The following is a 20842-nucleotide window of genomic DNA, read 5'->3' on the forward strand; positions in this document are numbered from 1 at the left end:
CCGGAGAGAAATTTATGATTGAGAGAAGTGCGATCGCACTTTTGGTAATAATAAGGGCTTCGGGGAAAAAGGGGTTTTCGGGAAGAGAGGGGCGATCGCGGGATCTCTGCACAAAAGCTAAAATTGAAGCCGTACTAAAAAGTACGGTAAAAACGAAAAATCTAGGAGGAAGCAGCGCTGGAATGATGATACGTTAAATCCAGGACTTACGCAGACCCGCTATATTTAGTGTGCCTGCACAAATACAAGGGCTTGCTACTAATCAACTCGATATTGGCTCACAAGTTGGTCAGGATTCAATTAGAACCGTATAAGTAAAATCGCGCAAGTTGATAGGGTTCGCGCTTATAAAGTGGAAGACGATCACCCAGGACGTGTTCTTCAAAATTTTAAGTGCGAGGGCGACTCCTTTTAAAATAATTAGTTATACCCATTTAATTGGTATAAGGACTAATAACTACTCTTCATAATCTATCAAAACTTGCACCCAGCTTGGCGGCCGCGGAATTGGGTTTCCCAAACGATCTAATAGCAGCAAAGCTACTAAATGCACTACAAATAAATAGACAATATTGTTAACTAAAATCATCCCGGCCGCGATCGCCCCAATTGTGTCCAAACTCGGTACATTAAGCCAGCCCAGCTTCACAAACACCCATTCCACCATCTCTGTTACCTGGGCCGTTACGTAAACCCATAGATCTTGACCCACCAACGCTGACAGCAGCCAAAACCGAAAAAAGAAGCCGACAGTACCAATGAGAGCACCCACACTAATAGAGAGTGACCAACTCGCTTTGCGCCTCCAAAGTCCTCCCAGCGCAACTCCCATAATTCCAAAAGGCATCACGTATAAAATGCTCCGCGTCGGGCCCATCAGTACCGACAGCAGCAAACCCGATACCAAAGCTGCCATCCAAGCTGCTCGGTTGCCCCAGCGCAAGTAAACCAGGGCGATGGGTATCGGGAAAAAAACCCGCAGCAAAGGCCCCAGCGGAAAGTAATAATTTACCAGCCAAATTAAGCTAGCGGTACTTGCCAAAAAAGCCGTTTCTACCAGCCTTAAAGGCGCTTCCCCAGAGGGGCGCTTCCCAGGATCTGGATTTGTACGATCGCCAGCCATTGCTGAAATATCGGCGGTTTGCGGCTCGTTATTTGTACTGGGTGAACTACCCGAATTAGGCGCAGCATCTGCTGACAAAAAATCACTCATCCGATTTTAGATTTTAGATTTTAGATTTTAGATTTTACGGGGCTCGCACCCGATAAGGCTGATTCCCGATTTTCCGATTTTAGAGTTTAGATTTTAGATTTTAGGGGACTTGCGCCCCATACGGCTGATTCCCGGTTTCACTGTTTGGATGCCCCGCCGCCAAATTTAATATGGCTCGCAGAAACCGGGTTTAGGTACGAACGCAAGTCTTATTTTAGATGGATTTTCTCAGCAAAAATTTTCAGCAGCATTATTTTTCGATTTTGGCTTCCTGAATCACCAAAACCGAACAAGATGCGTGGTGAACGACATAATTGCTGACGCTGCCGAGGAAAGCTTCTGCCAGCCCCGTGCGGCCACGCCTTCCCAACACTATTAAATCTGCGCCCCAATTTTCGGCGGCTTCACAGATACAATGCCCCGCATCGCCCTCCTTTTTGCAGTCAAATTCTACCTGCAATCCTTTTTTTGCTGCGGCGTCGCAGTAATTTTTCAGCAAACCCGAAGCGTGTTTTACGTCGCTTTCCAGCCGCAAACGTTGAGCTTGATAAGCTTGATCCATTAACTCGACATTCATGCCCAAATCTACCGGAATTGGCACTGCCGTCTCGCCCAGCGAGTTGACAGTAACGCAGTTAAATAGCATCACCTGGGCGCGATCGTTCAGAGCTAATTCTAAAGCTTGAGTAAAGACGCGGTGGCCCAGTTCAGAATCATCTAAGGCAGCGAAAATTTTCTTAAAACTCACAGCTTTACCTCCTGCGGGAAATCATTAATATCAGTTAGTTAACAGAGAGTGCTTTTGAATTAGATTCAATAAAAGCAAACTCTGATACTTCTAGACTAACAGACGCTCTAAGGCGTGCAGGTCGGGAATGCACAAAACGTCACGTTCGCGGTGAATAGTTCCTTTTTTTTCCAGCTTGCTCAGCACTCGCGTTACTGTTTCGCGAGCCAGCCCGCTGAGGCTGCTCAATTCTCTGTGTGGCAGGTTCGGTATTTCTGTACCTCCTGTCTCCATGATTTTTTTGCCTTGCCCCTCTGCCAAAAATAATAGAATATCTGCTACTCGCGAGGTACTGTCGGACTCTCGCAAACGCAGGCGGCGGTTGACTTGTCGCAAGCGACGCGCCATCAGTTGAGCTAGGCGAATGCCTGCTAGCGGCTCGGTATGAATAAGCTGCACAAAATCCTGAGATGGCATATTGCCGATCAGTGTCGGGGCTAGGGTGATCACATCTGTCGATCGCGGTGCTTCTTCGATCGCGGCCATTTCCCCGAATAATTCTCCTTTCCCTAAAATATTCAGTGTTACTTCTTTTCCGTCTAGGTTGTAGGTGCGAATTTTCACCCAACCATCCAATATAAAATACACTGATGTTCCCCAGTCATTTTCGAGTAAAATCACTTGATTCGACGGATGACTGCGGGTAACGATGTGGAGAGTTGCTCTCTCGATTACAGGATCGGGTAATCCTGCAAAAAACGGAGTAGAAACTATCAATTGATTTATATTAGAATTCGGATCTCGGGTGTTAAAGCGGTCTTCCATGAGGCCATCATTTTAATTTACGCGCTTGAGCTGCGCTGGGCAGTTAGAAATAGCTTGCAGCCGAGTCATTCGATTTGAGATTCAAGATTTGAGAAACAAGGATCTAAAATCGGCAATTTTACCTCTAAAGTTTTGCGGTCAAAGGCCCAATATGGGAATTAATGGCCTCAAGCTCTGATTGGGAGCTAGAAACTAAAGAATATACCATAATTTTTTAGATATATACCACTGAGCAAATTTTATTAACAAAATTTTAGCAATGTGGCAAACGACTGAGCCGATCGAATTACCGAAGACAAGCACTTCGCGAAGACAAGCTTAACACTGCTGAGAGATTTGTTTTGACAACTCCCCTGCCTAAAGGCGAGGGGATTCTTGGTTCATAGGGACTACTCATGTAGCTTGCCCTCCCCAAAATTCACGCTCGATGTGCCCCACCGCTGTATATCCACGCTGCAAAACCACTTGGGCGGCTGCAACATCTCGATTCGTTTCATAACCACAGGTTTGACATTGATGCACCCTTTGAGACAGTTCCTTTTTACCTGTATGGGTTTGGCACTTTGGGCAGGTCTGGCTAGTACCATGAGCATCTACCTTGGCGAAGTACACACCTCGCTTAAAGCAGATATGACTCAAAATGTTGAGAAACTGCCCAAACCCCGCATCTAGGGTGTGCTTACACAGCATCCCGGCTGACATGGCTTTGAGATTCAAGTCCTCGGCAAAGACGGTCTCGGCTCCATCGCACAAATGATGAGCGGTTTTAAAGTGAAAGTCTTTCCGAGAATTCGAGATGTACTCGTGGTGTTTGGCAATTTGATGGTGAAGCTGACGAAATTTCCTAGAGCCTTACTTCTTCCGTTTCAGTTGACGTTGCAGCGATTTCAGCTTGCGTTGTCCACCCACAAAGAATCGAGGTCTATCAATCAATTCACCATCAGACGTTGCCAAAAAATGTTCTAGCCCTAAATCAATCCCCAATCCATGCCCTGATGCCGAGACTTGAGGCACTTCAACCTTACATTGTAAAGTAAGCATGGCCCAGTAGCCAGATGCCCGTTTCACAACGCGGATTTGCTTGACCTCAAAGCCTTCAGGGATTGGGCGCGATAGGTGCATTTTGACGCTTCCAATCTTGGGCAAGTTGACCCAATGGATGCCATTAAAGCGCTTAACAGATTCTAGATTCAATTGAGGAAACACTACGGAGCGCATCCGCTTTTTGAATCTAGGAAAGCCGTGCCCACGATCCCACATTGCCACAAACGTCGCCTCTAACTGGCGCAACACTTGCTGCAAGACATGGGTGTGAGGGAGCTTCAATTCGGGGATTGACTTCTTTGCTTGGGCCAGTGTTTTGCACTGACGGGCAAAGGTTGGACGCGGTGCATCGGCAGGGATGATGTATTCCTGTTTGATGCTGCACGAGTTGATATCACACTTGCGAGAATTGATCCAATCCTTCCGTTCCCGCAACGCAAAGTTATAGACCTTGCGACAGATGTTCAGCCACTGGTCGAATGTTTCGCGTTGCGCGTTGGTGGGAATGAGCTTGTACTCCTAGGTTAGATTCAACATATAACCATTCTACAGCCACTCTGAATAAATAGGAGCTTGTTTATTCAGACTGTATTCTTCACTGGTTTTGACCAACCTCGAACCGCAAGGATTACAGAGATGCTCTCAAGCGAAAGCTTGAGAGAAGTGAGAGAAAGTCCAAGTCATCATTACTGATGGTTTTATGCAGGCTACTTCAGTCTACACCAATTGTCATGAGTATTACCTAAAAGTCTAGGAAAATATCATCCTAGCAATTGCTCCTCACTGAAGACATCTTCATTGAAAGTCCCCCTAGAAGGGGGAGGCTTGTACCCATTTCTCTGGTCACTAGGCCCTGCTGTCGAGAAGGCAGAATCCACGATCGCAAGCCTGCAAGCACCGCAGACAGATCCCAAATCCGAGCAACTGCCTAGAACCTCGCCAATGTCAGCACATCGGCAAAATCCACAGCCCTTGCGAGCCTAAAGACTGGCGCTCTTGGCGAGCGAAACCCACCCACTTCCCAGCCAACTTTTCTGCTACCCCAAGATTATTGTACCATTAGTATCTAGCCATAAATACAGATAAAAGGCTATAATAAAAGGTTACTCAAACCGACTGTACGGGGACAATCCCAAATCCCGGCATCCCAAATCGCAAATTGTTTGAGGTTTTTTCCAAGTCGGTGAAAGATGAAGAGACAGTGGCGCGCCGCCATGCTAACGAAACACGCGGTGACAGTGTGCGGCCCGCCGTTCAAGCAGGTGAAGGCAAAAGTTTGTGGGGATCGCAGCTATTCCGAGCAGGAATCAGCCTCCGGGTCAGGAAACTCGCCCCTGAGCCGCAGAATTTGACAGCATTTGCACTTGATAGAAGCGGGCATTTGGTGCGGAAGTACCGGCTAACCTATCATAGGCAATAATAGAAGTTATCCGAAGACAAAACGTTAATTAACAGTTTTGACACTCCCCACGGCCCAATCCGGGGGATTCTTCAAGACGAACTTGAAAGGGACAGGCAAAAGTCCCCCTACACGCTCAAAACAACTACCAGCAGGAGAGGTGTTGCAATTGCGCTTACTTTTAAATTATTTTCGCTTTCTGAGTCCACCACAAAAGCCAGATAGGTACGCTCCTCACTCTGCCATTATTTGCCCTTTAAGTATTCCGCATCAAAGGCGGATATCTCCGTTGCCGGGATCTCTCCGTACTAGAATGATTCCTCACGTAGATGGTTGTTCTTACTTGCTACTCAAATTATATCAAACACTGAAGGCGGTTGAAACCGCTACCGACTTATCCCCACGGCCGGGGCCGGGGGCTTGCGTCTCGTTCTTCGGTCAGAAAATATTAGTGAATTACTGACTGACTCGCATTCAGATTATTCTATCTATTGGCATCGCTGCCGCCTGAGTTCAGTCTTTTTTCGGTAAAGTTTCTCCCAAGCCGCATTCCCAGAGGTTCCGCCCTTGAATTCTCAGAAGTACAAAATTCAAGCACTGATTGCTGAGATAGACGAGGTACTCAGCAAGCCCGCACCCCGCTTGCCTTGGACGGGTTCTCTTGATACTGTCCACCAGCGCCAACTTTTAGAGCGAGTTCGCGCTTATCTGGTTTCCTCAGACTCAAAGCTAACGGCCCCAAAAGCCCCCGCCCGCCCAAATGTCCGCCCCGAACCAGTTCCAGTACCCAAAGTGCCTCTGCCCGCCCCAGGCCCCTCAGCCGCACAGCAAATCATGCTTGCCGTAACCGGAGAAATCAGCCACCTGCGTTCCAGCCTGACAGGGCCGCTCCAAGAAGACATAGAAGCTCTGCGGCAAGAGCAACAAGCTCTAATTCAAGAAATCAAACAGCTAGAAGCAAAACGGCAGCAGCAACAATCCCTCGCTCAGCAACAAGCCAACCAACAGCAAATCATTGCTGAATTCTTGCAGGTACTGACTGCCCGCTTGGAAGAAACCTTGACTAGCGATTTCTCCCAAATTCTAAGTTCCCTAGAAAATCAGTTATTGCAAAGCATCTCAGCCCCATACTCTTTGGGCAGTGCGCCTGATGAACAATCGGCTATTGACGTAACACTTAACCGACAAACCTCAGAAGAACACCCGCTGCTGACGCCGGCTCAGAGGTTGGAGCAAATGCAACTGTTCCAATCTCATGCTGACAGTCTGCTGATGAGTCTCGATTCTAGGATGGCTATCGTGTTCGAGGCTTTGCAAGCAAATCTGCAAGGCTATCAAGCTTCCTTGAGACAAGAACTTGAAAATATGTACGGTTTGAGCCAGCAGAGCGAGGCTATGTTCGCGACTTTGGTCAACCACTTGGCCTCACAGTTGGGGCGAGAAGCTTATTCCTACGTTCAACAGCCGATCGATTTAGCAAATAATCTCGAAACCGTCACCCCAACTGCAGCCGATCGATCTTCTGTCGCTCCCGCCCCTTCAAATACTGCGATCGAGCACTCAGCCGCCGAGACTCAGACTGGAGACTCGGTGCAGGAAATTCGCACCGGCGAATTCAGAGAACAAGACAGATTTCCCTACGCCGGTACAGAAATTTCTCCGCAATTCAGACAGTTGAGGCGCGACCGCGATCGCATTCAAGCCCCAATTTTGCTCCCGGAGTTGGAAGATAATTTGTTCGGTTCTGCACCCGAAACATCGGGAAATGCAACTGAGTTTTCTGGCGGTGAATCGGAGAATAGCTTAACAGAAAAAGGCGAAGATATTGAGGATTTGTATGCAAGTTTGTTCGCGGGAGAAGCGGTTCCTGAAGTAGAATTACAAATCGAAAGTACCCCCGTAGAAAATACTGTAATTGAGTCCCAAAGTGAAGGTGTACAAGATCGAGCGTCGGCGGACGAGGAAACTGCCGAATCGCTAAAAATGACCGAATATTTGTTTGTAAATCTGCTGGATGAAGGCGAATCTCTGGAAGAGATTTTAGTAGATGAAGATGCAGACTTGGTAATGGGTAATTCTCTAGAGTCTCTAACTTTAGATAGTGCCGATTTATTTGAACCGCAAGTAACAACAGTACCTCAAGTTTCAGCAGCACCAGCCTCAACCGCCGAGGTGCAACTTGACGCGGAAGATCGAGAAAATCTAGAAACGGGTCACAACCAAGGCGAGCAGTTCGACGCTGCGATGCCTGAATCGCCACCTTTGCCGTTGAGAACGCCCGCAGAAATTAGCCCAAACAACCCCAGTGCCGAGTCCCGTGTGCCGAGTGCCGGTGACGTTCAAACTGGCGAGTTCGACTCATCCTCGCAGCAGCTCGATGATGCCTACATCCAAGCTTCGCCGGACGAGGATTTGCTGCCGGTCGAGGAATTAGAAGATGACCTCGATCGAGCTCTAAATTTGGACAACAATACTCTGGAACTGCTGGAGGCAGACCTCTACAATCTGGAGGGATTGGAAAATACTAGCTTCGGGCGATCGAATTTCTCAGTCGCTAACAGCTTGGATTTATCGGCGAGTTCCCCCGAAGGCAGTGCAACAAATCCCTTTGCGGAGGTGGCAGAGGAAGAACTCGGCACGCTGGAGGATTTGTTCTCCGATGTGTTGGAACTCTCCTCTGATGATGAACCCTTTGTTTTGGAAAACGAACTTGAGGATGATTTGTTTACTGAGGAAGACGAGTCGAATTTGACGCTAGACGAGATTTTGGCTAGTTTGACCGAGACCGATCGACCTTTGACTGATTCACCCCCTCCAGAAACTGCACAAACTAACGAACTGCGATCGAGTCCTCCAGAAAGTCAAAAAAAAAACCTAATTTCGACAGAGAGTAAAGCAGGAGTTGTTGAGGGGAAAACCGATTTTAGCGAGTTGGCCGGGACACAGCAGCAAGACTCGCCTGGGCATTCTGCCGCTGGTGCGATCGCCCCATCCCCAAAACGCCGGAATTCTAGCTGGTATTTAGGCATTGATTTTGGTTCCAGCGGCCTGTCTGCGGCTTTGGTCGATCGCACCAGCGGCGAATTGCACCCGATTTACTGGGAAGCATCGCAGGCTGAGGGTTGGGCAGCAGACGCCAGTTGTCGGATTCCCTCGGCTGCGGTGTTGGCCCAAACAGCCCCAGGGAGCCCGGGGTCAGAGGTGACAGTCAAGTCGGTGGGATTCCGACCCCAGGCTTTGCCTGTCGGAGAATTTTTACTGGAAAATTTTAAATTGCCTTTAAAGGTGGGCATTCCTTATCAGCGGGAGGCTGCTGGGATGTACGAACCGCTGTTGCAGTGGTCGCCCTTGCAGGCTTTTTCGATCGCCTTGCCGCTGCAAGGTGTGCGGGCACTGCTGGCTACTTTGAATCCGAGTTTGCGGGGACAAAAATTTGCCGAATCGGGGGAAATTTTGGATTCTACACCAAGGGCGAATTTTGTAGGATTGCCAGTTTCTAATTTAATTTGTAGGGCTTCGGGACTGACGCCAGAAACTCTCGATGCGGCGCTTTTAGACTTGCAGGGTGTAATTTTGGGGACTCCGGCCGGCTGGTCGGATGTTTATATGTTTAATCTGCGGGAGGCGGTTTTGGGCGCGTCTCTGGTGGCTTCTGGTTCGCAAATTTTTGTGGTGGAAGATGCGATCGCCACTTTGCTTGCTGCTGTAACTCCTGTGAAAAATAACATGGAAGCCGAGTCGTCAGCCGTGGATTCTGCTAAGGGCGGTGAAGAAGCTGCACCGCTGGCTGTGAATGCTTCGTCTTTTAGCGGCGGAACTTTGATTTTGAATGCGGGGGCGGCGACGGTGGAATTAGCTTTAGTTGAGTTGCCGTCCAATCTTCAAGATTTAAGTCGTGCTGATTTTACTTGCCAGAGTTTTGCTTTTGCTGGGGATGCTTTCGATCAGGATATTATCTGTCAGTTGTTGGCTAAAAATGAAACTTGGGGAATGTCGATCGATTTGCCACGTCCTGGCCATCCAGATTTGCCGAGTCGCTATCAATTGCAGCAGCGGTTACAAAATTCTGCTTTTGGGCTGCAATTGTTAGAGGCGGCAAGGCAAATAAAAGTTATTTTGCAACATCAAAAAAGTTTTGCTTTGGATATTGGCCAGCAGCATTGGGATGTGAAGCGCAAAGATTTGGAAAGTCTGGTTTTAGTGCCTTTTGTACAGCAGTTGAATCGTGAATTGAATGCTTTGCTCAGCCGCGCGGGAATGTCGCCGGCGGGGATTAATCAGGCGATTTGTGCGGGGGGTATGGGTGCTTGGGCTGCGATTGCCCGCTGGTTGCGGCAGAAGCTGCCGAATGCGATCGTGGTTCAAGACCAGGAATTGCAGGGCGATCGAGATATTTTTGAGATTCACAATTCTGCATTAAATTCTGTATCTCAAAGTACAAATTTCCCCCAAAAAATTGGTCGAGTTGCCTGCGGGTTAGCGAGTTTGGCTCTCTATCCTCACATTTTGGATGTGTCGCAGCAGCAGTACAGCGACTTTTTTCTGCTGTGGGAATTAATGCAGGTTTTGGGTGAGGAAACTCTGAGCTTTCAGGAAATTTTGCAGTTTTTGGAACGCCAAGGCGTGAATACCCGCACCTGCGAACCCCGAATTTTGCGGATTTTGGAAGGAAATTTGCCGGCGGGACTTGTGCCTGCGGAGGAAGATTTCATGCTGCTCGCCGAGGAGTCGAGGCAAAATCCTGATTGGGAAGCAATTTGGGCTGAGCCGCTTTTCTTTGAAGATGTCTCACGGGGTTATCGTTTGAATCTCGAACACGCCTCTGTTGTTCGCGAATATTTAGGCAAACTCGCCTCTAGCAGCCAGCAAAAATTGTTAGAGCCGCTAACACTTGCTTGGGATGTTCGCACCGATATTTATCGCTAAACGGCAAAAAACCCGGTTTCTCAGTAGCACCCTCCCTGTCTTCCGGGAAGATTCCTTGTAGAAACCTGGTTTTTTTGCGTCTAGGACTAACTTTTTTTTGTAAATTTACGTAAGTTTACATAAAATTTATACGTTTTTAGAAAAAACACATAGAAACTTTATAAAAGTGTTATGGGTTTTTAAAGATTGTGCAAAGCTGAGTATTTCAGGTTCTGCTGATTTGGGATGGCTAATAAGATGGACGTAAGAGATCGTTAAAGTTGAGACAAATCATATGAAATTTCCGATGGGTGCCTCGTCGAAATCCTCATTATCAGAAATGCTGTCCTTATTTTTTCAAGAATTTACTTACAGAGTCTGTGTATCAGAACAACAGCATCACCGATCCGTAACGAGCAAGGTAAAACGGTCGATCGATATTTTGGGCTCCTTGCTGGGACTGGCAATTGCTGCAGTGGTGGCGGTGCCGGTGGCAGTGGCGATGCTGTTGGACGATCGGGGCCCGCTGCTGTACAGTCAAGTCCGCTGCAGCTTCCAAGGGCGACATTTCAGAATGTGGAAATTTCGATCGATGGTTGTCGATGCAGAAAAGCTCAAACATTTAGTTAACAACCAAGCCAACGGTCACATTTTTAAGAATGAAAATGACCCGCGAATTACCCGCGTCGGCCGCTTCTTGCGGTGCACGAGTTTGGACGAGTTGCCTCAATTCTGGAACGTGTTAGTCGGCGACATGAGTTTAGTGGGAACTCGACCGCCCACTCCTGATGAAGTTGCTGCCTATGACGCTGTTCACTGGCAGCGTTTAAATGTCAAACCCGGTATGACTGGGGAGTGGCAAGTCCACGGACGGTCTGGAGTTAAAGACTTTGACGAAATTGTCCGCATGGATCTCGACTATCAGGGCAAGTGGTCTGTTGTCTACGACATCACTCTGATTTGCAAAACAATTGGGGTGGTCTTCAGCAAAAACGGTGCGTGTTAGATAGGTAAGTTGTTTTGGGTTGTTTTTTTTATTATTTTAGGAAAAAGGTTCTACCGAACCTAGTATGTAAGAAATCGCGGAAACGCTTATGTAGAGATAGTTTGCCTAAAAATTAATAAAAAGAAAACTATCATAAACTTAAACCCTTGCCCAATCACGCGATTGGCTGTTTCTAGCACACATCAAGCATAGCAAGTTCGGTAGAGCCGGAAAAAACTGGGGATGAAATAGCTGGGAACTGATTAAATATATGTTAATAGAATTAGCGATTGGTGACGCTTATGGTGCGGGTTTTGAATTTGTTGACCAGCAGACGATCGAATTGTACAACAATCTCAACGGCTACATCAAGCATCCCCGTCACGATATCCCGCCTGGATGTTACACCGACGATACACAGATGAGTTTAGCCATCGCAGAAGCTATCGTCAGCCGAGAACCTTGGACGCCGGAACTTTTAGCCAGCAAATTTGTTGCAGCTTTTCACCGCGATCGGCGATTTGGTTATGCTGGCAAACTTTACAATTTTTTGCTACAAGTTCAAGACGGAAAAGAATTCTTAGAAAAAATTCACTCCGCTAGCGATAAAAGCGGATCTGCGATGCGAGCAGGCCCCATTGGCATTTTTCCTACTATTGAAAAAGTCATCGAAAATGCTACCATTCAAGCTACAATTACTCACAACACTCCCGATGGCATTAAAGCAGCTATAGCGGCCGCTTTGATGTCCCATTACTTTATTTATCAGCTAGGTTTAAAGAAGAATTTGGGAAATTTTCTAGAAAGGCACGTAGCTGGTGAGTGGTCGATACCTTGGCAAGGACAAGTCAGCGTTAAAGGTTTGGTCTGTGTTAGAGCAGCTATTACTGCGATCGTGCGAAATGATAGTATGAGCAAACTGCTCCAAGATTGCATTGCCTTTTCTGGAGATGTCGATACAGTAGCCACTATTGCTTTAGCGGCTGGTTCCTGTAGCAGTGAAATTGCCCAAGACCTGCCAGAATATCTGGTACAAGGATTAGAAAATCAATCTTACGGCAGAGATTATATCATAGAACTGGATCGACAGTTAATGAATTGCACGATCGACTTCTGATTTCTTCCTGATATCTGTTACATCCGTTAAATCCCGATACACTGCGCGTTGCCGAACTTCTTGCTATTATGAATTTGCCTAATTTGATTACGTTTTCTCGCTTACTGGGAGTGCCTTTTCTGCTCTACGGTTTGTACGACCCAAGCGCGCAAAGCCACTGGATTTGCACCGCAATTTTTGTGGTAGCTGCGGCTACTGATTGGCTGGACGGCTATTTGGCTAGGAAGCTGAATCAAATTACCGATTTGGGAAAGTTTCTCGATCCTTTGGTGGATAAATTGTTGGTGCTCGCGCCGCTTTTGGTATTGATTGAGTTGGGGAAAATCCCGGCTTGGGGAGTGTTTTTGATTTTTGGTCGGGAGTTGACAATTGCGGGGTGGCGTGTTAATAAAACTACGATTTCGGGAGCTAATATTTGGGGGAAGTTGAAGACGGTAAGTCAGATTGTGGCGATCGCACTTTTAATTGCTCCTCTGTCTGAAGCGTGGAATTTTCCCGCATTAATTGCTTTTTGGGTTTCTGTGACTTTAACTTTGATTTCTGGCGCTATTTATCTGTGGCCAGAAAAGGTATAGTAACTTGGGTCTGCAAAGGTATAGCAACCGCCAAGGCTGTTATGGTGTAAACTGGAAGTATTCGCTTGTGATGCTGACGAGATCGCATGACGCTGGTCTTGGCTAAAAAGTCGAATTCGTAAACAGCTAAATGAGTTTGATTGTTTCCTACTGATCGGAAAACATACATCCAAATCGCCCGACTTGTGAAATATTGCCTCCATTGTCGCGGGCAAGTGCTCCCAAGCACTCTCGAATTTTTCGCCTTGCTTGACTGCTAGCCATCTGCCAAAATCGATCGCACCGCCCCGATGCAGCAGCCTGCACTTCATCCTCCTTGACGGTGAAAGCTACTGTCCTGCCAAACGCTTCAACCACTATCATTCCCTTGCTACTTTTGCCTGTTGCTGTGAGGGCGCGATTTTGGTCTATGTTTGCGGTGAGGGTTGCAGTTTCTAAGTAATCTCGTGGGTTTTCCTCGAAAGGGTCGCTCCTATCACCTACTTTATAAATAGCCAGATCGAAATTTGCCCCATCTTTCTTCAGTTGGTCTACGACATAATGGCGGTTGCCTCCAGATGCAGAACATCGCCAAATTACTTCTTCTGGTTTGGTAGCCGCTTCAGAAATTGTAGCTTGGGTTGCCAACAAGCCTCCTGTTATGAGCAAGCAGCTCGCCACTAAGAAAGCTACCACAAGTTTTGTGGATTTTTTTCGGTTAGTATTTTGCATATAATACCTCATTTGTAGAATTTGTATCTTTTCACACCTTTATTTTAATACTCGGAGAGTGACAGAAGAAGGATGATAACAGAGGAAAAGTAAGAGGGTTTTACCCCTCTTCTGTCACTCTCGGAAAACAAAAATAAAAGGCAATGTTTAAACCTTAAACTATGGTTGGGTTTGTGGCTTTACTCGTTACCAGGCTCTGCCTGGTAACACAGATGCTTGGGCTCTGCCTCGAATTTTCATGGCAGCTTGCGAGGCAGAGCCTCGCTTACATCGGTTCCCAGGCACAGCCTAGGAACCAGTTAAATATATTTGTAGGGACACGGCATTGCCGTGTCCTAGCCGTAGCTTAATAATGACTCCCAGATTTCCGATAGTGCACCGCTGTCACGCCGTCATTTTTCAGCAAATGACCGTTTTCAACCGCTGCATAAACTACCCAGTGATCGCCGCATTCCATCCGACTTATCACTTCGCATTCCAGATAAGCTAGAGCCTCAGTCAAAACCGGACAGCCGTTGCTAGCTTCCATTGTTTCGACTCCGGCAAATCTGTCTTCTCCGGGAGCAAAGTTTTTCATGAAATACTTCCGCAACTGTCGGCCTTCGGCTAAGATATTCAGCACAAATTTATCTCCGGCATACATCAAAGCTTCGATCGATCGATCTTTCGCCACCGCAATCGTCACACCGGGCGGATTAAACGTTGCTTGCGACACCCACGAAGCCAACATCGCACTCGCTACCTCCCCCCGCTTCGCCGAGAGTACGCACAGCGAACCAACCAATCTCCCTACTGCTTGTTCAGTGCGATCGCTACCGGCTGCTAACTGCGGTTTCGGTGCCCGCAATTTTTGCGATCGAATCAAAGCTTGAGCAAAATCCGTTCCCGCTTCTTTGCACTCGTGAATCGTCGCCGCCGTCGGCTTAAATTTTGCTCGAATCGGCTCAAATCCAATTCGATAGCCAGCATCTTTCAGCTTGTTTTCCACTAAGTCGATCGCCTCTCCACTCCAGCCAAAAGAACCGAAAACCCCCGCTAATTTGCTCTTAGTTGCGGTAGATAAAACTATTCCCAAAGCAGTTTGAATTTGCGTCGGAGCGTGTCCTGCTAGCGTCGGGGTTCCGATAATAAATCCCGCGCATTTTTCGATCGCCTCTTGAATTTCTCCCGGTTCGGCAAATTCGCAGTTGATACTTTCCACCGCAACGCCGGCTTTCGTAATTCCTTTGGCGATCGCCTGGGCTAAAGTCGCCGTATTTCCGTAAGCCGAAGCATAAATCAAAGCAACTGTCAAGTCTTTGGAATTTTGTTGCTGGCTCCATTCCCGATACAAATTGCTCAGTTCATTAAGGCCGTAACGGACGATCGGGCCGTGACCGGGAGCATAAAATGCTGCTGGTAAATCGGCGAATTTATCCATTGCAGTCAGCACTTGTTTGGCCTGAGATGCGTGCAGGGAATCGTAATAATAGCGCCGATCTTCGCTGTAAACGCTCCACCCTTCATCGAATACTTGGTCGCCGCAAACGTGAGCTCCAAATAGTTTGTCAGTGAACACAATTCGAGTTTGCGGATCGTAGGTGCAAAGTTGATCTGGCCAGCGAGGAGTCGGAGTCGCGATGAATTTTAAGGCGTGACCTTTTCCTAAGTTGAGAGTTTCTTCTCCCCGCACGATCATAATGTTTAACTCTCGATCGGGAAAAGCGGCGCGCAAACTAATTGCGGCGGGATTCGTGCAAACCAAAGCTAGTTGAGGAGCTAATTCTAACAGAGCTTTAATTGTTACTGACCTGTTAGCATTGAAATGCCCCAAAATTATGTAATCCAGCTTAGTCAAGTCCACCCGTTTCTGCAAAAATTCCAGATAATTTTGAGTAAAAGATTCCCCCGGCGGGTCGAACAAAGCAGTTTTGTCAGCTTGAATAATGTAGCTATTGGCTGTGGTACCCTTTTGCAGCGAATACTCGACTTCAAATTTGAGTCTGTCCCAAGTGCGCGATCGCAGAATAAAAGTATCGAGGGCGATCGGGATAAACTGCACGTCGCGGGGTTTGGCATCCGATGCGAGTCTGGGAGTCAAAGTGTTAGTCATTTATTGCACCTACGAGAAACTGAACTACAGAACTTCTTTTGATTTCGTGCCAAAACTTGGTATCTACAATGTCAAACCTTGCGCCTCTACCCTGTAAATTGGTATCCAGGTCAGTCAGAAATTCCCTGGTTTCCAAATCATCCCCAATTTGGATAAAGCTGACTCCAATTTCTTCATCTTTATCTATTGTATTGGCCGCATTTACAATTATTTCGGCGACAGCAGCGGTATTTTCTGGTTTTTGATCGAGGACTGCAACAATTATTGCTCCGTTCTTCCCTTTGGGATTTGGTTTGCTTGCGAAATAATCGTTAAAAGTTGCTTTCAGAGCTTCTTCCAAATTATTTGCAGTCGGGTTTTTTGAATCCGGTTCCGTATTTTGTCGCTGCAAAATTTCAGCTAATCGGGCAACATTTGAATTTTTATACTTCCACATAGGAGTAGAAGCTTCGTAAAGGGTGATGCCGTCGCTGTCAAATTCCTGACATTTTTTTGCTAAGTCGATCAGAGATGCCTGTGCTTCTACCCACTCCTCGTACCAAGGATGGTGAGGGTCTCTGCTGGCATCGCTTCTGGCAATAATAATTGTGTAATCTCGGTCTTCTAAAAGATTGGCAGGCATTGGCAATTCCCCTCGTTAAAATGGAGTCTAAATGACAACGGTTTGCCCGGTTTGTCGCTTCTTGGGGCGCACCCAACACCCAGAAACCCCGTAAGGTGCGCCACAAGCACCCAACGTTGAGAGTTTTTGCGTAGCCAGTTGCGTCCTAGACTTTAATTGTAGGGTGCGTCAGTAGATAGTCGATGATGAAGTCGAATAAAACATCGGCTGACGCACCTTACTAATATGTTGGGGGTGTGTTGACTCTTGCTTCTGACAACTGCCAACAGCCAACAGTCAACTGACAACAGTCAACTGTCAACCGTCAACTGACATCCTAATAGTGATTTCCCACTTTGCGGTGGTGAACTGCCGGCAGTGCATCGGGATTGGATACGCGGCCGTTATCGACGATCGCATATACGATATGATGATCCGAAAGTTCCATCCGGCTCACTACTTCACATTCCATGTAAGCCAAGGAATCTGTCAAAATCGGAGAACCGTTGGTTGCTGGTTGAGTTTTAACTCCGGCAAATCGATCGGCACCAGGGGCAAAACGCTTTAAAAAGTGCCTCATCAAGGTTTGATAATTGCCTTCTTCGAGCACGTTGAGAACAAATTTATCTCCCGCGTGCATCATCGATTCGATCGCCCGATCCTTCGCAACTGCTATTGTTAAACCCAGCGGTTTAAAGCTGGCTTGAGTTACCCAAGAAGCTAACATCGCACCGCTAACCTCGCCTTTTTGGGCGGTAATGATGTACAGTCCGCCGCTGATCCGTCCCAAGGCTTTATCGAGGTCGCTGTCGAGGGCCTTCATCTGTTTGACAGCCTTGTCGCGCGTCAGCCACTGTCCCAAGTCGGTGCCGGCTTCGTCGCAAAGTTGATAAATCGCTTCTGTCGGCGTTTCTTTAATCAAAATGTTGGGAAATGCCTCTTTTAAACCCAACTCTTTGAACTTGTTTCGCAGCGGGTAAATCGATGCGTCATCGCCACCGCCGGATTCGCACAAACCGAAAGATTGTTTGTTGTTAGCCGCAACTAAAATTGTGTTGATAGCAGCTTCGGCATTCGCAGCAGCAGTACCACTACTCGGCGGCGAACAAATCACGATACCGACGGCGATACCGACAAGTTCGCGGACTTCTTGCAAGTCGGCGATTCTCAAATCCATCATTTCCACAGCGACACCGGTTTTGGTGATACCGTGGGCGATCGCTTGGCTGAGTCGATCGCTCCATCCGTAGTCGGAGGTGTAAAATACCGCTACAGTGGTTTCTGCCTTAGCTTGCGCTTGGCTCCACTTTTTGTAGCGTCCGGTAAGTTCCACCACATTGTGTCGCAACAGCGGCCCGTGACCGGTCGCAACAGTACCAATTTCTCCCAACTCTGCCATCCGCTTCATCGCAGCGAGTACCGATCGAGCATTGGGACCCATCAAACACTCATAATAAAAGTGGTAATCTTCCTCAATTGCTGCTAAATCGTCATCGAAGGTGCTGTCGGAACAGTAGTGCATCCCGAAAGCATCGCAGGTAAACAGCACTTGAGTTTTGCTGTCGTAGCTGAAAATAGTATCAGGCCAGTGCAAGTTCGGCGCCGATACAAATTCGATAATGTGGTCGTTTCCTAAATCTAGTTTGTCCCCGTTTTTTACTACCAATCGCTCAAAGGGTTGGTGTACAAGGTTTTCTAAAAATTGAATTGCTACTTTCGCCCCCACGACAATTGCTTGGGGTGCCAGCGCCAGCACGTCTTTGACTAAACCGCTGTGGTCTGGCTCGGTGTGGCTGATAATTAGATAGTCAATCTCTTTGGGGTCAATTTCCCCCGTCAGAGTTTCCATGTATTGCTGGCGAAACTTCTCGTGCGAGGTATCGACGAGGGCTGTTTTTTCACCGCGAATAATGAATGAGTTGTAAGTTGTACCGTTTTTGAGTCCGAATTCGATGTCAAAGCGGTCTCTATCCCAGTCCAGGCATCGAATTGCCGTTGTATCAGGGGCAATTTCGACTTTTTCCACCGTCAATCTGCGTTGGACTCGTTCAGTCAGCGCTACCATCAGTGCCTCCTTGTCTTTTACCCATTACCTTATTGTTTCCATTCTGACACGTTTCTTTTGTAAATCTTTATCAAATTTCCTATCACTTAGTTAAGCATCCCAAAAGTGATATCTATCTATTGACAAAAAGCTAATATATGTGGTATAGAAACCAAGTTCGCTCGGTTGGGCGATCGACGTAGTGAGTTTTGCATGGAAATTGCGATCGAGCAGTCAATTAGTTAGTAGCAACTTAAAAGCTGTACAAAATGTGCAGTAAGACGATCGAATAAAAAAATCCCAAATCCACAGGGCAAAATCGATTCAGTGAAGTAAAGCTATGTCCGAAGGTTCCTTTGATATCACATCTTGCACCATTCTCAAGAACAGGCAAGATGCCTGTTCCACAAGAAACTTCACTCTTTGTGGAACAGGCATCTTGCCTGTTCATAAAAGGCTTATTGAGAATGGTGCAATATCTCAGTTTGATAAAACTAATTTGGGTTGGCAATTAGGACAGTCGCAACAATGATTGCAGGAGTGGTGGGAACTAAAAACTGCCCAAAATATACCGAATGTCGAAGTGCCATCTTGGTTTGATTCCCCCATCTTGGGGGCGATCGCTAAAGCCATCTTTTGGTTAATCTTAGCATTGCTCGCAGTCTGGGCAAGTTGGCAGATTTGGCAACTGTTACGTTTTTATATTCATACTTTCAAAAAAAGGAATCAAACCACTGATGGAAGTGCGAAACAAACAATTAACTATTTGTCGGTAGCAGAGTGGTTGTTGCGACGCAAAAATTGCAGCAACAAGGCAAATACCGCCAAGCTTGCCGCTGTCTTTACATGGCGCTGTTGCAGCGGTTAAATGATGCGGGAACCGTAGTTTATCAACCCAGACGCACTGATGGCGAATATTTGCAATTAATCCAGCAATTACCCCAGCCAGTGTCTTACGAAACTTTGATAAGGAATGAGAATTAAATAACTTAGAATTTTGATGGTTCTTGTGGGATGGGCGTCCCGCCCGTCCAGAAAGGGCGGGCGGGACGCCCATCCCACTTTCAAGAGTGTAAATTATTTAATTCGCGATCCTAAGAATACATGAGCAACTATATTTTGGGAATAGGGAAGCTGACGCCTCAACCTTTGAACAGTGTCAGCAAGCTTATCAACAAATTAAGGATTAAGTAGGTAAGCGCAAAAAAACACTAATATCCAAGCGATAATTTTAGAACCGGGTTTTACTAACAATAATTACCACAAACCAACAATCTCAAAAATCCCCGCCCAAGGGCAAATAGCCATCTAATTATTTCCATATACAAGAGTTCAAGGTCGTACTCGAATAATGCGCGTAGCATCTAAGAGTACGACCTTGAAAGGGTGCTATCAGACCGAAGTAGCAAATGGGTTGAAGGTGACGAAAGTAGCACCAGCAATGAGATTCGGGTCGATGTCGCCCACAATCAGCCCTGTAGGTGAATCCCATTAGCTGTCGGTGCCAGCGACTGTCACACAGCGAAGATTTTACCCGCGTACCTCACTTTCTTGAAAAAAGCTGTAGTGAGGAATCAGACTGATAAAAAGCATTTAACTACTTGGGGGATATATTAGTAGAGCAAGGATTCCTCGCCCTACTAACAGCCTTAGATGAGAGTGATACTTGTTGCCGCTGTACTGCCGAAACTGTAGCCCGCAGTGGGGTTAGCAAGACCTAAGCGCACAGTCCCATTATTGGTACTAAATGGGTTGTCTCGAAGAGTAAAGGTTTGGCTGAGTTGGCCGTTGGCGAAGGACAACGTGCCGCCAGTGGGGCCGCCCGGCATAAGCGAGTAGTCACCATATACAGGTGCAGGGCCGCTGCCTGGAGTACCCGCCAGAATAATATAATCAATCGATGCTGCACCTAAGCCGCTTGAGCGGGTAACTGTAACCGTTGTGCCGCCCCCCTGAGTGGCGATCGTGCCGTAATCAGACGCACTATACTGGAAGACATTGCCAGATGCACCGCCGCTACCGTCAATAATGTCTAGTCTTGCTGTTGACGGAGTGCCGACGGGGCCGTTGTTGAGAAATAGGTTAACAGTCTCAGTCATTTCAGGCACAGTATCAGGATTGACAAAGATGCTGAACGTCGTGGAAGTTACCCCAGGGCCAAAGTTGAGTACACCAGCACTAGAGGAATAATCAACCGCAGTTCCAGTTGATAGGGCGGTGCCGTCAAGAGTACTGTAGCTAATCGTTGCAGTCCCCGTATTAGGGCCGATGCGATTGACTGTCACCGTAGCAAAGCCAGATGATTCCTGAGTGCTGAAAGTAGGCGCACTAAAAACAAACTGGGTTGCTGTTGATGTTGCTGGAGTCGGAGTTGTCCCCGGAGTTGGCGGCACATCATTAATCGTCAAAATTGACGGACTACTGCCGACATTGCCACCGAAGAGCACCAAATTCACCGTTTCCGGCGATTCCAAAATCGAATCAGTCAAAGCCGTCACAGTGAAACTAGCGGTAGTTTGCCCCGCATCAAAATTCAACACCCCCGCCGCCGTTCCAGTGTAATCCGGTGCACTGCCTGTGGAACTTGCCGAACCGTCAAGAGTA

The 20842-nt window shown here is 47.2% G+C and carries 17 protein-coding genes and 1 pseudogene; 9 read left to right on the forward strand and 9 right to left on the reverse strand.

The window, feature by feature from the left end:
* Window positions 1–14 precede the first annotated feature (14 nt).
* Entirely contained in the window at window positions 15–197 is a 183-nt protein-coding gene (locus QUA16_RS16445; RefSeq protein WP_333103473.1) for a hypothetical protein, read from the forward strand.
* Window positions 198–457: 260 nt separating this feature from the next.
* Here QUA16_RS16445 and QUA16_RS16450 read toward each other — a convergent pair whose 3' ends face one another.
* The 4 genes and pseudogenes from QUA16_RS16450 to QUA16_RS16465 form a co-directional block, all read right to left on the reverse strand.
* Window positions 458–1213 (reverse strand): DUF2232 domain-containing protein, encoded by a 756-nt coding sequence (locus QUA16_RS16450; protein WP_333103475.1) that lies wholly within the window; start codon window positions 1211–1213, stop codon window positions 458–460.
* Window positions 1214–1463: 250 nt separating this feature from the next.
* Window positions 1464–1961, reverse strand: coding sequence for a universal stress protein (locus QUA16_RS16455; protein ID WP_333103477.1), 498 nt, complete (start codon window positions 1959–1961; stop codon window positions 1464–1466).
* 90 nt (window positions 1962–2051) lie between these two features.
* Window positions 2052–2765, reverse strand: coding sequence for a Crp/Fnr family transcriptional regulator (locus tag QUA16_RS16460; RefSeq protein WP_333103478.1), 714 nt, complete (start codon window positions 2763–2765; stop codon window positions 2052–2054).
* A 393-nt stretch (window positions 2766–3158) separates the two neighbouring features.
* Window positions 3159–4316 (reverse strand): annotated as a pseudogene (locus tag QUA16_RS16465) (RNA-guided endonuclease InsQ/TnpB family protein).
* Window positions 4317–4968: 652 nt separating this feature from the next.
* On the opposite strand from QUA16_RS16465, the gene QUA16_RS16470 reads away from it, so the two are divergent.
* From QUA16_RS16470 to pgsA, 5 genes are all read left to right on the forward strand, one after another.
* A complete protein-coding gene (locus QUA16_RS16470; protein WP_333103480.1) occupies window positions 4969–5229 on the forward strand; it encodes a hypothetical protein in 261 nt (86 codons plus the stop codon).
* A gap of 546 nt (window positions 5230–5775) precedes the next feature.
* On the forward strand, window positions 5776–10134 hold the full coding sequence (locus QUA16_RS16475; RefSeq protein ID WP_333103482.1) for a hypothetical protein: 4359 nt from the start codon (window positions 5776–5778) through the stop codon (window positions 10132–10134).
* Window positions 10135–10408: 274 nt separating this feature from the next.
* A complete protein-coding gene (locus QUA16_RS16480) occupies window positions 10409–11119 on the forward strand; it encodes a sugar transferase (RefSeq protein WP_333181249.1) in 711 nt (236 codons plus the stop codon).
* A 250-nt stretch (window positions 11120–11369) separates the two neighbouring features.
* Window positions 11370–12215, forward strand: a complete 846-nt coding sequence (locus tag QUA16_RS16485; RefSeq protein WP_333103486.1) for an ADP-ribosylglycohydrolase family protein — start codon at window positions 11370–11372, stop codon at window positions 12213–12215.
* Between the two features lie 68 nt (window positions 12216–12283).
* Window positions 12284–12790, forward strand: a complete 507-nt coding sequence (gene pgsA / locus QUA16_RS16490; RefSeq protein WP_333103488.1) for a CDP-diacylglycerol--glycerol-3-phosphate 3-phosphatidyltransferase — start codon at window positions 12284–12286, stop codon at window positions 12788–12790.
* Window positions 12791–12937: 147 nt separating this feature from the next.
* Here pgsA and QUA16_RS16495 read toward each other — a convergent pair whose 3' ends face one another.
* The 4 genes from QUA16_RS16495 to QUA16_RS16510 form a co-directional block, all read right to left on the reverse strand.
* Entirely contained in the window at window positions 12938–13501 is a 564-nt protein-coding gene (locus tag QUA16_RS16495; RefSeq protein WP_333103489.1) for a hypothetical protein, read from the reverse strand.
* Between the two features lie 346 nt (window positions 13502–13847).
* On the reverse strand, window positions 13848–15593 hold the full coding sequence (locus tag QUA16_RS16500; RefSeq protein WP_333103490.1) for a diflavin flavoprotein: 1746 nt from the start codon (window positions 15591–15593) through the stop codon (window positions 13848–13850).
* Window positions 15586–16215 (reverse strand): hypothetical protein, encoded by a 630-nt coding sequence (locus tag QUA16_RS16505; RefSeq protein WP_333103491.1) that lies wholly within the window; start codon window positions 16213–16215, stop codon window positions 15586–15588. Before QUA16_RS16505 ends, QUA16_RS16500 begins: the two co-directional genes overlap by 8 nt.
* Window positions 16216–16531: 316 nt before the next feature.
* On the reverse strand, window positions 16532–18259 hold the full coding sequence (locus QUA16_RS16510; protein WP_333103493.1) for a diflavin flavoprotein: 1728 nt from the start codon (window positions 18257–18259) through the stop codon (window positions 16532–16534).
* 319 nt (window positions 18260–18578) lie between these two features.
* Between QUA16_RS16510 and QUA16_RS16515 the strand changes: the two genes are divergently transcribed.
* The 3 genes from QUA16_RS16515 (at window position 18579) to QUA16_RS36950 (ending at window position 19428) form a co-directional block, all read left to right on the forward strand.
* Entirely contained in the window at window positions 18579–18770 is a 192-nt protein-coding gene (locus tag QUA16_RS16515; RefSeq protein WP_333103494.1) for a hypothetical protein, read from the forward strand.
* A gap of 248 nt (window positions 18771–19018) precedes the next feature.
* The gene (locus tag QUA16_RS16520) at window positions 19019–19222 is read left to right on the forward strand and encodes a hypothetical protein (RefSeq protein ID WP_333103496.1); all 204 of its coding nucleotides are present in this window, start codon (window positions 19019–19021) and stop codon (window positions 19220–19222) included.
* 116 nt (window positions 19223–19338) lie between these two features.
* Window positions 19339–19428: a hypothetical protein gene (locus tag QUA16_RS36950; RefSeq protein WP_445252160.1), complete on the forward strand. Its 90-nt coding sequence runs from the start codon at window positions 19339–19341 to the stop codon at window positions 19426–19428.
* Window positions 19429–19887: 459 nt separating this feature from the next.
* Here the strand turns inward: QUA16_RS36950 and QUA16_RS16525 are convergent.
* Window positions 19888–20842: Calx-beta domain-containing protein (locus QUA16_RS16525; protein WP_333181251.1), on the reverse strand; the 955-nt coding region annotated here is incomplete at its 5' end.

Source organism: Microcoleus sp. S13_C3, assembly GCF_036700905.1.
Taxonomy (GTDB): domain Bacteria; phylum Cyanobacteriota; class Cyanobacteriia; order Cyanobacteriales; family Microcoleaceae; genus Microcoleus.

Excerpts from the sequence above, each read along its gene's own strand:
- QUA16_RS16445 (WP_333103473.1), top strand. The coding sequence starts at position 15 with ATGATTGAGAGAAGTGCGATCGCACTTTTGGTAATAATAAGGGCTTCG.
- QUA16_RS16450 (WP_333103475.1), bottom strand. The coding sequence starts at position 1,213 with ATGAGTGATTTTTTGTCAGCAGATGCTGCGCCTAATTCGGGTAGTTCA.
- QUA16_RS16510 (WP_333103493.1), bottom strand. The coding sequence starts at position 18,259 with ATGGTAGCGCTGACTGAACGAGTCCAACGCAGATTGACGGTGGAAAAA.
- QUA16_RS16505 (WP_333103491.1), bottom strand. The coding sequence starts at position 16,215 with ATGCCTGCCAATCTTTTAGAAGACCGAGATTACACAATTATTATTGCC.
- QUA16_RS16485 (WP_333103486.1), top strand. The coding sequence starts at position 11,370 with ATGTTAATAGAATTAGCGATTGGTGACGCTTATGGTGCGGGTTTTGAA.
- QUA16_RS16500 (WP_333103490.1), bottom strand. The coding sequence starts at position 15,593 with ATGACTAACACTTTGACTCCCAGACTCGCATCGGATGCCAAACCCCGC.
- QUA16_RS16495 (WP_333103489.1), bottom strand. The coding sequence starts at position 13,501 with ATGCAAAATACTAACCGAAAAAAATCCACAAAACTTGTGGTAGCTTTC.
- QUA16_RS16480 (WP_333181249.1), top strand. The coding sequence starts at position 10,409 with ATGAAATTTCCGATGGGTGCCTCGTCGAAATCCTCATTATCAGAAATG.
- QUA16_RS16515 (WP_333103494.1), top strand. The coding sequence starts at position 18,579 with ATGTCCGAAGGTTCCTTTGATATCACATCTTGCACCATTCTCAAGAAC.
- QUA16_RS16460 (WP_333103478.1), bottom strand. The coding sequence starts at position 2,765 with ATGGAAGACCGCTTTAACACCCGAGATCCGAATTCTAATATAAATCAA.
- pgsA (WP_333103488.1), top strand. The coding sequence starts at position 12,284 with ATGAATTTGCCTAATTTGATTACGTTTTCTCGCTTACTGGGAGTGCCT.